Below are 13,281 nucleotides of genomic sequence, written 5' to 3'. Positions count from 1 at the left end.
GTTTCCATGTCCGATTCACCTCAACCCTATCGCGTTCTTGCGCGCAAATACCGGCCGCGCAATTTTCGCGAGTTGATCGGGCAGGACGCGATGGTCCAGACGCTCGGCAACGCAATCCGCCGAGGCAGGCTGGCGCATGCTTTCCTGATGACCGGGGTGCGCGGGGTCGGCAAGACATCGACCGCCCGTTTGATCGCAAAAGCACTGAACTGCATCGGGGAGGATGGGCAGGGCGGCCCCACCATCGACCCTTGCGGTGTTTGCGAACCGTGCCGTGCGATCGCGGAAGGCCGCCATATCGACGTTGTGGAAATGGACGCCGCCAGCCACACCGGCGTCGATGACGTGCGGGAGATTATCGAGGCGGTGCGCTATGCAGCCGTGTCCGCCCGCTACAAGATTTATATCATCGACGAAGTCCACATGCTGTCGAAGAACGCGTTCAACGCGCTCCTCAAAACGCTGGAAGAACCCCCGGCGCATGTGAAATTCCTGTTTGCCACGACCGAGGTGAACAAGGTGCCGGTAACGGTGCTGTCCCGCTGCCAGCGCTTCGATCTTCGTCGTATTCCCGCCGAACTGCTCGCGACCCATTTCGCCCATGTCGTGCAAGCCGAACAGGTGGCCGCCGAAGAGGATGCGTTGGCGCTGATCGCCCAGGCGGCCGAAGGTTCGGCCCGTGACGGGCTCTCTATCCTCGACCAGGCCATCGCGCATGCGGAAATGGGCGAGGGGGCTCCGATGGTTACCGCCGCCCAGGTGCGGGAAATGTTGGGCCTGTCGGATCGGGCCGCGGTTCGCCGCCTGCTGGGCCTGGTGCTGGAGGGCGATACGGCGGCGCTATTGAGCGCGGTTCGTGAGCAATATGCGCTGGGTGTCGAGCCGCTGGCTCTGATGCGCGGCTTGCTGGAGCTGGTTCACGCGGTGACCCTCGTGAAGGCCGGGCGCGACATCGCAAATCCGGGACAATCTGCCGAGGAGCGTGAAGCGCTGGCCGAATGGGCGTCCGAAATGGGTTTCGCGCCGCTTCATCGCCTGTGGCAATTGCTGCTGAAAGGGCATGAGGAAGTGGCGAGCGCGGCTTTTCCCATTGAGGCATGCGAGATGGCGCTGTTGCGGGTTATGCACGCGGCGTCCATGCCCGACCCCGGCGAGATTGCGCGAATGCTGCGTGAGGGTAGCTTGGATGCCATCCCCGCAAATGGCGCTGTGCCGGCATCGCCTGCTTCCGGCGCTGCGTCGCTGCCCAAGGATGTGAAGGCCGTCGTCGATCTTTTGTGGGAACAAAAAAAGGGTCGGCTCGCTGACTTCCTGCATGACTGCGTGCGAGTCGTCCGTTTTTATCCGCCCGAGATTGAATTGCAGTTGACCCAGGATTGGAGCGAGGGCGACTTCTGCCGAACCTTGGGCATGGAGTTGCAGAAGGCGACGGGTTCTGCCTGGCAGGTCAGGCGTAGCGAAGGCAGCGCCGCGCCCTCTTTGCTGGAGCAGCAGCAGGAAAGTCAGGCGCGCGAACGCGCCGGAATATTCGACACCCCGGTGGTGAAGGCCGTGCTTGCGGCTTTCCCCGAAGCCGATCTCGATCGGACCGAACCATGGAGCGCAGAGCGATGAAAGATTTGAACGAGATATTGAACATGGCCAGCAAGGTGCAGGAGGAACTGCAGCGGGCGCAGGATAATCTCGACAAGATCGAAATTGAGGGCGCAGCTGGCGGCGGCCTTGTCAAGGTTCGGGCGTCGGCCAAGGGGCGGATCGTAAACGTGTCGATCGACGACAGTCTGCTGGTTCCATCGGAAAAGCAGATGCTGGAGGATCTCGTCGCCGCTGCCTTTAATGACGCGCGCAAGAAGGCGGACGAGGCGAGTTCGGAAGAAATGTCGAAGATGACCAGTGGTCTTTCCCTGCCGCCCGGTTTCAAGCTGCCCTTCTGATCGTGGGCTGCGATAACGGGCCGTTCATCCGTAGTTTAATAGGATGACGCGATTGAATGACGTGATGATTGTCCCCATAAAGCGGTGAACCGCACGGCTAAGCCAAGATGGGGCGGCCTCCCGGAGATTGAATGACTACGAAATATCCTCTTCTTCCGTTGCGCGACATCGTGGTGTTTCCGCAGATGATCGTCCCCCTTTTCGTTGGCCGCGACAAGAGCGTTGCTGCGCTGGAATCTGCGATGGAAGGGGACAAGGAAATCTTTCTGGTGTCGCAGCTTGATCCGGCTGAGGACGATCCGGCCCGAGACTCGCTGTACGACACAGGTGTAATCGCAATCGTGCTGCAGCTTTTAAAGCTGCCCGACGGGACGGTTCGCGTACTGGTGGAAGGCAAGCACCGGGCGCAGTTGCAGTCGATCAGCAGCGCTGACAATCACATGGTAGCTTTGGTCGATCCGATCGATGAAATCGTGGCGGAGGGGCCGGAGGCTGCGGCGCTGATGCGGTCGGTGGCCGAGCAGTTTGAGAACTATGCCAAGCTCAACAAGAAGCTGCCCGCAGAAACGCCGGTGCAGTTGCGCGAGATTGAGGATGCCGGCCGCCTGGCGGACGCCGTCGCCGCGAATATCAATGTGAAGGTCGCAGACAAGCAATCGTTGCTGGTCGAGGCTGACCCGGTCAAGCGCCTGGAGATGGTTTTCGCCTTCATGGAGGGCGAACTGGGCGTGCTGCAGGTCGAGAAAAAAATCCGTGGTCGCGTGAAGCGCCAGATGGAGAAGACCCAGCGCGAATATTATCTCAATGAGCAGTTGAAGGCCATTCAGTGCGAATTGGGCAACAGCGACGGCGAGGAAGGCGATGAGCTGGCCGAATTGGCCGAGAAGATCGCCAAGACCAAGCTGAGCAAGGAAGCCCGCGCCAAGGCCAATGCCGAGTTCAAGAAGCTGAAGGGCATGCAGCCGATGTCGGCTGAGGCCACGGTCGTCCGCAACTATCTCGATGTGCTTCTGGGCCTGCCCTGGGGCAAGCGAGGCAAGGTCAAAAACGACCTGGTGCGTGCGCAGGCGATCCTGGACGAGGATCATTTCGCGCTTGAGAAGGTCAAGGACCGGATCGTGGAGTATCTCGCGGTTCAGGCGCGCACCAACAAGCTCAAGGGGCCGATCCTGTGCCTTGTCGGGCCTCCGGGCGTCGGCAAGACTTCACTGGGCCGTTCGATCGCCAAGGCTACGGGCCGGGAATTTGTGCGCCAGTCGCTAGGCGGCGTGCGCGATGAAGCGGAAATCCGGGGGCATCGTCGCACCTATATCGGGTCGCTGCCCGGCAAGATCGTCACCAACCTCAAGAAGGCGGGAACGATGAACCCGCTCTTCCTGCTCGATGAGATCGACAAGCTGGGCCAGGATTTCCGGGGCGATCCCGCATCGGCGTTGCTCGAGGTGTTGGACCCTGAGCAGAACAGCAAGTTCCAGGATCATTATCTGGAAATCGACGTCGATCTTTCGGATGTGATGTTCGTCACCACGGCGAACTCACTGAACCTTCCCCAGCCGCTGCTGGACCGAATGGAGATCATCCGGCTTGAAGGCTATACCGAGGACGAGAAGGTCGAGATTGCCCAGCGCCACCTGCTGCCCAAGCAGATCGACGCTCACGGCCTGAAGGAAGGCGAGCTGGACGTCACGGAAAGCGCCGTCCGCGATCTCATCCGCTATTATACGCGTGAGGCGGGCGTACGTACGCTTGAGCGCGAACTGGCGCGTCTGGCGCGCAAGGCGCTGCGGAAAATCCTGGAAGGGGCCTACGAAAAGATCACGATTACGCCTGAAAATCTGTCCGATTATGCTGGCGTCCGGAAATTCCGTCATGGCGTTGGCGAAGAGGAAAACCAGATCGGCGCTGTCACCGGTCTTGCATGGACGGAGGTCGGTGGTGAGCTGCTGACAATCGAAGCCGTGACCGTGCCCGGAAAGGGGGCGATACGGACCACCGGCAAGCTTGGTGAAGTGATGACCGAGTCGGTGCAGGCGGCCTTCTCATATGTAAAGGCGCGTTCGCCCGGTTACGGCATTAAGCCCAGCATTTTCACGCGCAAGGACATCCACATCCACCTTCCCGAAGGCGCTGTGCCCAAGGATGGCCCATCCGCAGGCATTGGCATGGTCACGACCATTGTGTCGACGCTGACCGGCATCCCCGTCCACAAGGATGTGGCGATGACTGGTGAGGTAACGCTTCGGGGCCGGGTGCTGCCGATTGGCGGCCTGAAGGAAAAGCTGCTTGCGGCCCTGCGTGGCGGCATCAAGACGGTGTTGATCCCGGCGGAGAATGAGAAGGATCTGGCGGAAATACCCGCTAATATCCTCGAAGGTCTGGAAATTGTGCCGGTGTCCCACGTGGACGAGGTGCTTTCAAGGGCGCTCGTTTCGCTTCCCGAAGCGATCGCCTGGACCGAAGAGGACGACCTTGCCGCCCAGCCTAGTCCCGGACAGGGCAGGGATGGAGACGCTACGCTGCGCCATTGAGGGGGGATCTGGCGGCGATTAACGCCATTTGCGGTGACGGGGTCCCATATCGGGAAAATCTCATCGATAGTGGCGCCTTCGTCGCTTTCCCTTTGACAGTCGTCTGAAGCTACGCCTTATTGCGCCGCCTATACCGCGATTCCTTAGGTATTCACAAAGCTAGAAGGGGGTTCCAAAGGTATGAACAAGCAGGATTTGATCAGTGCTGTTGCTGAAAGCAGTGGCCTTAGCAAGAGCGACGCCAGCAAGGCCGTTGAGGGTGTGTTTGATGCAATTTCCGCATCGCTTAAGAAGGGCGATGAAGTCCGCCTTGTTGGCTTTGGCACGTTCTCGGTTTCCCAGCGCAAGGCGTCTACCGGCCGCAATCCGCGTACGGGCGAAACGATGACTATCAAGGCTTCCACTCAGCCAAAGTTCAAGGCTGGCAAGGGCCTCAAGGATTCAGTGAATTAAAAGGGGCGTTGCGCCAGTTTGGCGCGATGACCCATAATGATCGCCAAAAATGGTGATTAGATAGTTTTAGGAGAGTAGTGCGGCAGGAGGGCAGTGCCCGCTGCAGCAGCATGCCGAAACGCAAAGAGGGGCGTGGACGAAGGGTCTGCGCCCTTTTTGTTTTTCAGCCGGAGCGCGTAATTGTCGGCTTGACGACTTTCAAATGGCCGCATATGTGCCGCTTCTCTCCTGGGCCGAGCGGCCCTGTGGCGATCGTAGCTCAGTTGGTTAGAGCGCCGGTTTGTGGTACCGGAGGTCGCGGGTTCGGATCCCGTCGATCGCCCCATTATTTGCATTTTTCAGGCCCGTTGGGGTTCGCAGCAGCCTTCGGCCCCTCTATAAGCCGGGCATGAATGACGCGCGCGACAAGGGGCTGACCCTCAATCCCAAATATGACCGCGACGGACTGATCACGGCCGTCGTCACCGATGCTGAAAGCGGCGATGTGCTGATGGTCGCCCATATGAATGAAGAAGCGCTTGGGCTGACCGTCCAGACGGGTTTTGCCCATTTCTGGTCGCGTAGCCGACAGTCGCTTTGGAAAAAGGGCGAGACGTCGGGTCATATGCTTCAGGTACGCGATATGCGGATCGATTGCGATCAGGACGCCGTATGGGTGAAGGCCGTGCCTGCGGGGCCGACATGCCATACGGGAGCGCGGTCATGCTTTTTTCGCCGTATCGGGCCAGAGGGACTGACTGCTGTCGATGTGTTGGAATAGAGCGGTTGCATTGCTGCTGCTCCTGGCTGGGTGTCAGGACGATGGCGGTCGCTCTTCGGCGTCGTCCGGCGCCACGCCCCCAGCGACCGGCCTGGAGCGCGCGGCGATCGAAAGCGGCGTCATCGCGGACACGGCCAAACTGTCGCCGGTCGGTCTTTTCCAGCGCAGGCATGAGGCAGGCCGGGACAGCTTCTGTGTAATCCCCGGACGCGCTGGCGATTTTCGTTTCGGCATGGAGGCGGTTTTCGGAAAAGGACAGAGCTGCCGAGGGGGCGGGATAGCAAGGCAGGCGGGCGACAAGTTGATCCTGCGTTTCAGAGGTGAGGGCGGCTGCATCATCATCGGCCAATATGACGGCGATCAATTTTCGCTACCGGGCGTGCTCGACGTAAAATGCGCTGACCTGTGCAAGGGGCGCGGGTCATTGGACGGTGTCAGCTTTCCGCGCGTTGGGAGTGAGGCCGGAAGCGCGTTGAGGGCACAGGATCGTGGCGGAAAGCCGCTCTGCACCCTGGATTGAAACAGTTCATCCGTTGCGGCGGGCGTCACTTGTATCGAGCATCTTGCCATTCGTGACGATGACCAGATCACCAAGCTTCACGGCGCTAAACAGCTTTCGGGCGAAGGCGGTGGGCACTCCGATACAGCCGTGGGTCGCGTTGCCCCATTTCACGTTGCTGCCATGGATAGCGACGCCGTCGTTCGTCAGCCTCAACATATAGGGCATGGGCGCGTTATATAGGTTCGATACATGGTCGGCGTCCTTCTGCGTGATCGGGAAGGCGCCCACCGGACTCGGTTTGTCATCGGCTCCATATAAGATTACAGCCGCGCCGATTTCATGGCCGGCGCGAAAGGCGGACAATGTTTGCGCCTTCAGGTCCACCGTGATGATCACCGACCCTGCCGCAGGAGCACGGCTCTCGTCCCAGACATAATCCCCGTGACGAAAGGGCTGCGGGACCGGCAGAACGCTCTTCACGACCAAGGCGTGCGGGTCGAAGGCCATTGGCTGGGCGCGGCTGCGCTCCACCGGAGGATTTGAAGTCGTCGGCCTGGTCGGAGCAGCCTCTGCCGAGACGGAGCGCAGATCGCGCCCTCGGTCGAGATAGCTGCTCACGAGCAAGGCGACTGCGCCGAGTGCGCCGCCAATGAGGAGCTTGGGACCCGCCGCCTTGGCTACGCCTTTGATCAATCGCGTCATGGCTGCCTTGTTGGACGAAAAAGGTTAAGGTCAGCCTTCGCGATCGACCTCAGCCGCGGCAATTGCGGTGAGATTGAGGATGCCTCGCGCGGTGACGCCGGGTGTCAGCACGTGGATGGGCTGCGCCAGGCCCATCAGCATCGGCCCGACCGTGGGCGAGCTGGACGAGGCAGCCAAGGCCGTCAAAGCGATGTTTGCCGAGTCAAGATTGGGCATGATCAGAAGGTTGGCCGGCCCTTCAAATCGGGAGTCAGGCACCAGCTTTTCGCGCAGCGACTGGCTGAGCGCCGCATCGGCGTGCATTTCGCCATCGATCAGCAGGTCGGGCGCCTGCTTCCGGGCGAGTTGCAGCGCTGTCCGCATCTTGCGCGCACTGGGGCTGTGTGATGCCCCGAAATTTGAGTGGGACAGCATGGCGACGCGCGGCGTCAATCCGAAATGCCGAAGCTCGGTCGCTCCCGCGATAGCCATTTCCGCAACCTGTTCAGGCGTCGGGTCCGGCACCATATGAGTGTCCGCGATGAAGAGCGCGCCAGCGTCGAGGATGAGACCCGACAGAGCATAAACGCGGCTGTGCCCCGGCCGGCGGTCCGTGATCCGCAGGACATGTTCGACCTGACCCCAATATTCGCTGTTTCCACCGACGAGCGCGGCATCGACCCGCCCCGTGCGCAGCAGCATGGCGGCGGTGACGGTGGGCCGGCGATAGACATGGCGGAGCAATTCAGCGGTTGGGACGCCTTTGCGCGCCGCAATGGCCCGATAGGCTTCCACCAGTTCGCCCATCAGCACATGATCCGTCTCAGGATCGACGACCTCGACATCACGGTCCAGTTCAAAGCGCAAGCCAAGGCTTGGCAGCTTGTCCTTCAGGATCCGCCGCCGGGCGACGATCACCGGACGTACGATGCCTTCATCGAGACCGTCCTGGATGGCGCGAAGCACACGCTCATCCTCTCCTTCGCCGTAGGCGATCCGACGGCATGTTCCCCGCGCTGCCTCAAACACCGGAAGCATGAGTTGGCCCGAACGCGTGTTTTGCTGCGCGAGCGATCGGCGATAGGCGTCGATGTCCAGGGAATGCCTGGCCACGCCGCTGTCCATCGCCGCTTTCGCCACCGCTGGGGCGATCTCCGCAATCAGGCGGGGGTCAAAAGGCGTGGGAATGATATAGTCAGGGCCAAACACCAATTTGCGGCCGCCATAGGCCTGGGCCACGCTGTCATGGGCTGGCAAACGGGCGAGGGCGGCGATTGCCTCCGCAGCGGCGGCCTTCATGGCTTCGTTGATTTCCGTTGCGCGGGCGTCCAGCGCTCCCCGGAAGATGTACGGGAAACACAGGACATTGTTGACCTGGTTCGGGTAGTCCGACCGCCCTGTCGCGACGATCGCATCGGGCCGCGCTTCCCGGGCCACTTCGGGCCGGATTTCCGGTTCAGGATTGGCGAGCGCGAATATCAGGGGATTTGGGGCCAGCAGGGGCAGCCATTCCGGCTTCAGGACACCCGGAGCGGATAATCCGAGGAAAATATTCGCCCCAGGCAACACCTCCGGCAGGGTCCGCGCATTCGTGTCCCGTGCATAGCGGGCCATATTGGGCAACATACCCTCGCGCCCCGAATGAATGACGCCATCCTTGTCGGTAAGCGTGACCTGTTCGACCGGAAGCCCCATGGATACGAGCAGGTCGACGCAGGCCAGCGCGGCTGCTCCCGCGCCGGACGTCACCAGCCGGGCTTCGGCGAGAGTCTTCCCTTGCAGCACGAGCGCGTTGCGTACTGCCGCTGCAACGACGATCGCGGTCCCATGCTGGTCGTCGTGGAAAACGGGGATGTTCATCCGCTTCTTGAGTTCGGCCTCAATGGCGAAACATTCCGGCGCCTTGATGTCTTCAAGGTTTATGCCGCCAAAGGTCGGTTCCAGAAGCGCAACGGCGTCGATGAATTTTTGCGGGTCGGTCGTATCGACCTCAATATCGAAGACGTCGATGTCGGCGAACTTCTTGAAAAGAACCGCCTTGCCCTCCATCACCGGCTTGGAGGCAAGTGCGCCGATCGATCCAAGGCCCAGCACCGCCGTTCCATTCGATATGACCGCGACCAGATTACCGCGCGCGGTATATTCCATCGCCTTGTCGGGATCCTCCGCGATCTCAAGGCAGGGGGCGGCGACGCCGGGTGAATAGGCCAACGCCAGGTCGCGTTGGTTGACCATTCGCTTGGTCGGTTCGATCCGCAGCTTTCCAGGCTGGGGAAATCGATGATAATCCAGGGCTGCGCGGCGGGTATTGTCGTCCATAGCGCGGCCTTAGAATTGATTTGGGATAGGAGCAATGGACTTGTAACGGTTTTGCGCCGGTCACCTATCTCATTATGCCACCTTGGCCTCAAAGGCGATTGGGCTGATCCCGCCCAGATATGAATGGCGCCGCCGTGAGTTGTAGAAGCCATTGATGTACTGAAAGATGGCGGCCTCTGCTTGCCGCCGGGTTGGCCAGCTCTGCCGCCAGATCATTTCCGCCTTCAGGGATTTGAAGAATGTCTCGACGGCGGAGTTGTCGTAACAATTGCCTTTGCCGCTCATGGATGGACGCAGGCCGTAGGCCTGCAGCTTCTTTTGGTAGTCATAGGAGCAATATTGGCTGCCGCGATCGGAATGAAAAATGCAGCCATGCGGCGGATTGCGCAGGCGCACCGCCATATCCAATGCCCGGATCGCCAGATCCTTCTTCATCCTATCGCTGACAGCCCAGCCAACGACACGGCGGCTGTGCAGGTCGAGGATGACGGCAAGGTAGAGCCAGCCTTCCGATGTCCAGACATAGGTGATGTCGCCAGCCCATTTGCAATTTGGCGCATCGGCGGCAAAGTCGCCATCCAACCAGTTCGCTGCGACACCCAAGCGATGGTGGCTGTCCGTCGTCACCTTGTGTTTGCGTGTGCGGACCGGCTTGATCCCGTTGATCCGCATGAGGCGGCCGACCCGACGCTCACCAACATCAAGGCCCGCCTCCTTGAGTTCCATCGTCATCCTTGGACGACCGTAGCTGCCAAGGCTGAGGCTATATTGTTCCCGAATATGGGCCAGCACCCTCATGTCTGTCCGCTCCCGATGACTTACTGGACGCGAGCGCCAGGAACGATAACCGCGCTCGCTCACCTGAAGGACACGGCACATCAGCTCCACCGGCCAACGATGCCGCCAGCTGTGCACAAAGGCGAACCTCACGGCCTTTGGCTCGCGAAGAACTGAGTCGCCTTTTTTAGGATTTCCCTCTCCTCCCGAAGCACGCGGTTCTCAAAGCGAAGCCGTTCATTCTCTCGTGCCAGATCTGCCTGCGGCGCTGCCACCAGGTCCGATGGACGATAATGCGAAACCCATTTGTTCAGCGTCGACTTGCCGACACCCAAATCTGACGCGACGCGTCCGCGCGACAACCCGCTGGTCAGCGCAATGCGCACAGCCTCCTGCTTGAACTCTTCACTATGCTTCATCATCTCGTCGGTCTCCTTGAACGAGCCTTAAACTCTCAAGTGACCGGCACAAAACCGTTACAAGTCCACAATGCCGCAAGGCGGCGGAGCGGCGGCATTTCGTGCCAGATGCGCCGCCGATCCGATTAGATAACCCAATCGACCGTCGCGACGAAAAGCCCCGCTTGTGCGCCGGAGCGCTTCCAACTAAATCGCCCCCATGACTTCGACCAATGACATTCGCCGCTCCTTCCTCGACTATTTCGGGGCCAACGGCCACACCATCGTCCCATCAGCCCCGCTGGTGCCGCACAACGATCCGACGCTGATGTTCGTCAATGCGGGCATGGTGCCGTTCAAGAATGTCTTTACCGGCCTGGAATCGCGGCCTTATTCCACAGCCGCGAGCAGTCAGAAGTCGGTGCGCGCCGGGGGCAAGCATAACGACCTCGACAATGTTGGCTATACAGCGCGCCACCACACATTCTTTGAAATGCTGGGCAATTTCAGCTTCGGCGACTATTTCAAGGAACAGGCGATCACCCATGCCTGGACGCTGCTGACGAAGGAATGGGGCATTCCGGCGGAAAAGCTGACCGCCACTGTCTATCACACCGATGACGAAGCCTTCGACCTGTGGAAGAAGATCGCAGGGCTGCCCGATCACAAGATCATTCGCATTCCGACAAAGGATAACTTCTGGGCGATGGGCGACAGCGGCCCTTGTGGTCCCTGCTCCGAAATTTTCTACGATCATGGCGATCATATCTGGGGCGGCCCTCCGGGAAGCCCGGAGGAGGATGGCGATCGGTTCGTGGAAATCTGGAACCTCGTCTTCATGCAGTACGAGCAGGAAGCGAACGAGATCGTCGGCGAACTGCCCAAGCCCAGCATTGACACCGGCATGGGGCTGGAGCGCATCGCGGCTGTGTTGCAGGGCGTCCACGACAATTACGACACGGACACGTTCAAGGCGCTGATCGAGGAATCGGGTGCGCTGACCCGAACGGCCACGGATGGCGAGTTCAAGGCCAGCCATCGCGTCATCGCCGATCACCTGCGTTCGACCAGCTTCCTCATCGCGGATGGCGTGCTGCCCGCGAACGAAGGTCGAGGCTATGTCCTGCGCCGCATCATGCGCCGGGCGATGCGCCACGCGCACATCATCGGCGCCAAGGAGCCGTTGATGCACCGTCTGGTCGGCAGCCTGGTATCCGAAATGGGCGGCGCCTATCAGGAACTGGTGCGTGCGCAGCCGCTGATCGAAGAAACGCTGTTGCGCGAGGAAACCCGTTTCCGCCAGACGCTGGAAAAGGGGCTGAAGCTGCTGGACGAGGCGACGACCGGATTGCCGGACGGCGGCACGCTGCCCGGAGAAACCGCGTTCAAGCTATATGACACCTTCGGCTTTCCATATGACCTGACCGAGGACGCCCTGCGTTCCCGGGGGCTGGGCGTGGATCGGGCGGGATTCGACGAGGCAATGGCCGAGCAAAAGGCCGCCGCTCGCGCTGCCTGGAAGGGTTCGGGTGAAAAGGCGTCCGACGAAATCTGGTTCGACATCGCCGAAACCACCGGCAGCACCGAATTCATCGGCTACAATGGGATCGAGGGCGAGGGCGAAGTCCTTGCCCTAGTCAGGGATGGCGCGCGCATTGAAATCGCCAGCCCCGGCGATGAGGTTGTCATCATCACGAACCAGACGCCCTTTTATGGGGAAAGCGGTGGCCAGATGGGCGACGCTGGGACCATCAGCTCGCAAGGCGGCCTCGTCGCGGATGTGGAAGATACCGCCAAGCCGCTTGGTCGCCTTCACGCGCATAAGGCGAAGATTGGCGCGGGCAGCGTCAAGGTAGGCGATACGGTTCATATGACGGTGGATGAAGGCCGCCGCGACCGTATTCGCGCGAACCACAGCGCTACCCACTTGTTGCACGCCGCGCTTCGCAACCAGTTGGGCGCACATGTAACGCAAAAGGGAAGCCTGGTTGCACCAGAACGCCTGCGCTTTGACTTTTCGCATCCCGAAGCACTGACCCACAGTCAGATCGCCGCTGTAGAGGCGGATGTTAATGAACAGATCCGCCACAACGAAGCGGTGACGACGCGGCTGATGACGCCTGACGACGCCATTCAGGCAGGCGCGATGGCGCTGTTCGGCGAGAAATATGGCGACGAAGTCCGCGTCCTTTCCATGGGGAAGGGGGATGCGCACAGCTATTCGGTGGAATTATGCGGCGGCACGCATGTCCGTGCGACCGGCGATATCGCGCTCTTCAAGATCGTCTCGGAAAGCGCCGTTTCTTCGGGCGTTCGCCGCATAGAGGCACTGACGGGTGAAGCGGCCCGGCTCTGGCTTTCGGACCGTGAAGATCGGCTCCGCCAGTCCGCAGCAGCGCTCAAGACGACGCCGGAGGAAGTCCCCGCCCGGATCGCCGCCCTGGTCGAGCAGAGCCGCAAGCTTGAGCGCGAATTGGCCGAAGCGAAGAAGGCGCTGGCGCTTGGTGGCGGTGGTTCCGCACAGGCCGCCGGTCCGGAAAAGGTCGGCAGCATCAACTTTATCGGGCAGGTCATTGACGGGCTCGATCCCAAGGAATTACGCGGCGTCGTGGATCAAAACAAGGCGGCTTTGGGCAGTGGGGTGTCCGCCATATTGGCAGTCGTCGATGGCCGGGCGAGCATCGCCGTGGGCGTTACCGAAGATTTGGTCGCGACCATTAGCGCGGTGGACCTCGTGCGCGCCGGCGTTGAGGCGCTAGGCGGAAAGGGTGGCGGCGGGCGTGCCGACATGGCCCAAGGCGGTGGACCGGACGGTGGGAAAGCGGCCATGGCCATCGATGCAGTCAAGGCTGCGTTGGCCAAGGTTACCGGATAACCCGTCGCCAAAGGGCTTCTTGGCGGTTTCCGGGTCGTTTTGATGCGAGCGGTC

Annotated in this window: 10 protein-coding genes and 1 tRNA gene; 8 read left to right on the top strand and 3 right to left on the bottom strand. The window is 60.9% G+C overall.

Annotated elements, in window-relative coordinates; genetic code table 11:
* Positions 1 to 6 precede the first annotated feature (6 nt).
* From B6S01_RS02080 to B6S01_RS02050, 7 genes are all read left to right on the top strand, one after another.
* On the top strand, positions 7 to 1,614 hold the full coding sequence (locus B6S01_RS02080; RefSeq protein WP_037463017.1) for a DNA polymerase III subunit gamma/tau: 1,608 nt from the start codon (positions 7 to 9) through the stop codon (positions 1,612 to 1,614).
* Positions 1,611 to 1,934 carry a YbaB/EbfC family nucleoid-associated protein gene (locus B6S01_RS02075; protein WP_037463172.1) on the top strand — a complete coding sequence of 108 codons (324 nt, stop codon included), beginning with the start codon at positions 1,611 to 1,613 and terminating at the stop codon, positions 1,932 to 1,934. The genes B6S01_RS02080 and B6S01_RS02075 overlap by 4 nt, the downstream gene beginning before the upstream one ends.
* A gap of 131 nt (positions 1,935 to 2,065) precedes the next feature.
* Positions 2,066 to 4,462, top strand: coding sequence for an endopeptidase La (lon, locus tag B6S01_RS02070; protein ID WP_037463016.1), 2,397 nt, complete (start codon positions 2,066 to 2,068; stop codon positions 4,460 to 4,462).
* Positions 4,463 to 4,642: 180 nt separating this feature from the next.
* A complete protein-coding gene (locus tag B6S01_RS02065; RefSeq protein WP_037463015.1) occupies positions 4,643 to 4,915 on the top strand; it encodes an HU family DNA-binding protein in 273 nt (90 codons plus the stop codon).
* Positions 4,916 to 5,163: 248 nt separating this feature from the next.
* Positions 5,164 to 5,240, top strand: a tRNA-His gene (locus tag B6S01_RS02060).
* Positions 5,241 to 5,303: 63 nt separating this feature from the next.
* Positions 5,304 to 5,675, top strand: a complete 372-nt coding sequence (gene hisI / locus B6S01_RS02055; RefSeq protein WP_037463014.1) for a phosphoribosyl-AMP cyclohydrolase — start codon at positions 5,304 to 5,306, stop codon at positions 5,673 to 5,675.
* Complete coding sequence (locus B6S01_RS02050) at positions 5,662 to 6,195, top strand: hypothetical protein (RefSeq protein WP_037463013.1); 534 nt, start codon at positions 5,662 to 5,664, stop codon at positions 6,193 to 6,195. Before hisI ends, B6S01_RS02050 begins: the two co-directional genes overlap by 14 nt.
* Positions 6,196 to 6,201: 6 nt before the next feature.
* Here the strand turns inward: B6S01_RS02050 and B6S01_RS02045 are convergent, their stop codons facing one another.
* The 3 genes from B6S01_RS02045 to B6S01_RS02035 all read right to left on the bottom strand — a co-directional run bounded on the left by B6S01_RS02045 (position 6,202) and on the right by B6S01_RS02035 (position 10,376).
* Positions 6,202 to 6,879, bottom strand: a complete 678-nt coding sequence (locus B6S01_RS02045) for a L,D-transpeptidase family protein (RefSeq protein ID WP_037463012.1) — start codon at positions 6,877 to 6,879, stop codon at positions 6,202 to 6,204.
* A 30-nt stretch (positions 6,880 to 6,909) separates the two neighbouring features.
* Positions 6,910 to 9,177, bottom strand: a complete 2,268-nt coding sequence (locus tag B6S01_RS02040; protein WP_037463010.1) for an NADP-dependent malic enzyme — start codon at positions 9,175 to 9,177, stop codon at positions 6,910 to 6,912.
* Between the two features lie 72 nt (positions 9,178 to 9,249).
* A protein-coding gene (locus tag B6S01_RS02035) for an IS3 family transposase (RefSeq protein WP_202819442.1) occupies positions 9,250 to 10,376 on the bottom strand; the annotation gives its coding sequence in 2 pieces (ribosomal slippage) (positions 9,250 to 10,145 and positions 10,145 to 10,376; 1,128 coding nt in all).
* Between the two features lie 196 nt (positions 10,377 to 10,572).
* Here B6S01_RS02035 and alaS point away from each other — a divergent pair.
* Positions 10,573 to 13,227, top strand: a complete 2,655-nt coding sequence (gene alaS / locus B6S01_RS02030) for an alanine--tRNA ligase (protein WP_037465628.1) — start codon at positions 10,573 to 10,575, stop codon at positions 13,225 to 13,227.
* The last annotated feature ends 54 nt before the right edge of the window (positions 13,228 to 13,281 follow it).

This window comes from Sphingobium herbicidovorans (assembly GCF_002080435.1).
Lineage (GTDB): Bacteria > Pseudomonadota > Alphaproteobacteria > Sphingomonadales > Sphingomonadaceae > Sphingobium > Sphingobium herbicidovorans.
The sequence above is the reverse complement of the archived record's forward strand: the minus strand, read 5'-3'. Positions and strand labels throughout refer to the sequence as shown.

What these genes read in the sequence shown, in the direction of transcription:
- B6S01_RS02080 (WP_037463017.1), top strand. Translation starts at nt 7, where the DNA reads ATGTCCGATTCACCTCAACCCTATCGCGTTCTTGCGCGCAAATACCGG.
- B6S01_RS02075 (WP_037463172.1), top strand. Translation starts at nt 1,611, where the DNA reads ATGAAAGATTTGAACGAGATATTGAACATGGCCAGCAAGGTGCAGGAG.
- lon (WP_037463016.1), top strand. Translation starts at nt 2,066, where the DNA reads ATGACTACGAAATATCCTCTTCTTCCGTTGCGCGACATCGTGGTGTTT.
- B6S01_RS02065 (WP_037463015.1), top strand. Translation starts at nt 4,643, where the DNA reads ATGAACAAGCAGGATTTGATCAGTGCTGTTGCTGAAAGCAGTGGCCTT.
- hisI (WP_037463014.1), top strand. Translation starts at nt 5,304, where the DNA reads ATGAATGACGCGCGCGACAAGGGGCTGACCCTCAATCCCAAATATGAC.
- B6S01_RS02050 (WP_037463013.1), top strand. Translation starts at nt 5,662, where the DNA reads ATGTGTTGGAATAGAGCGGTTGCATTGCTGCTGCTCCTGGCTGGGTGT.
- B6S01_RS02045 (WP_037463012.1), bottom strand. Translation starts at nt 6,879, where the DNA reads ATGACGCGATTGATCAAAGGCGTAGCCAAGGCGGCGGGTCCCAAGCTC.
- B6S01_RS02040 (WP_037463010.1), bottom strand. Translation starts at nt 9,177, where the DNA reads ATGGACGACAATACCCGCCGCGCAGCCCTGGATTATCATCGATTTCCC.
- alaS (WP_037465628.1), top strand. Translation starts at nt 10,573, where the DNA reads ATGACTTCGACCAATGACATTCGCCGCTCCTTCCTCGACTATTTCGGG.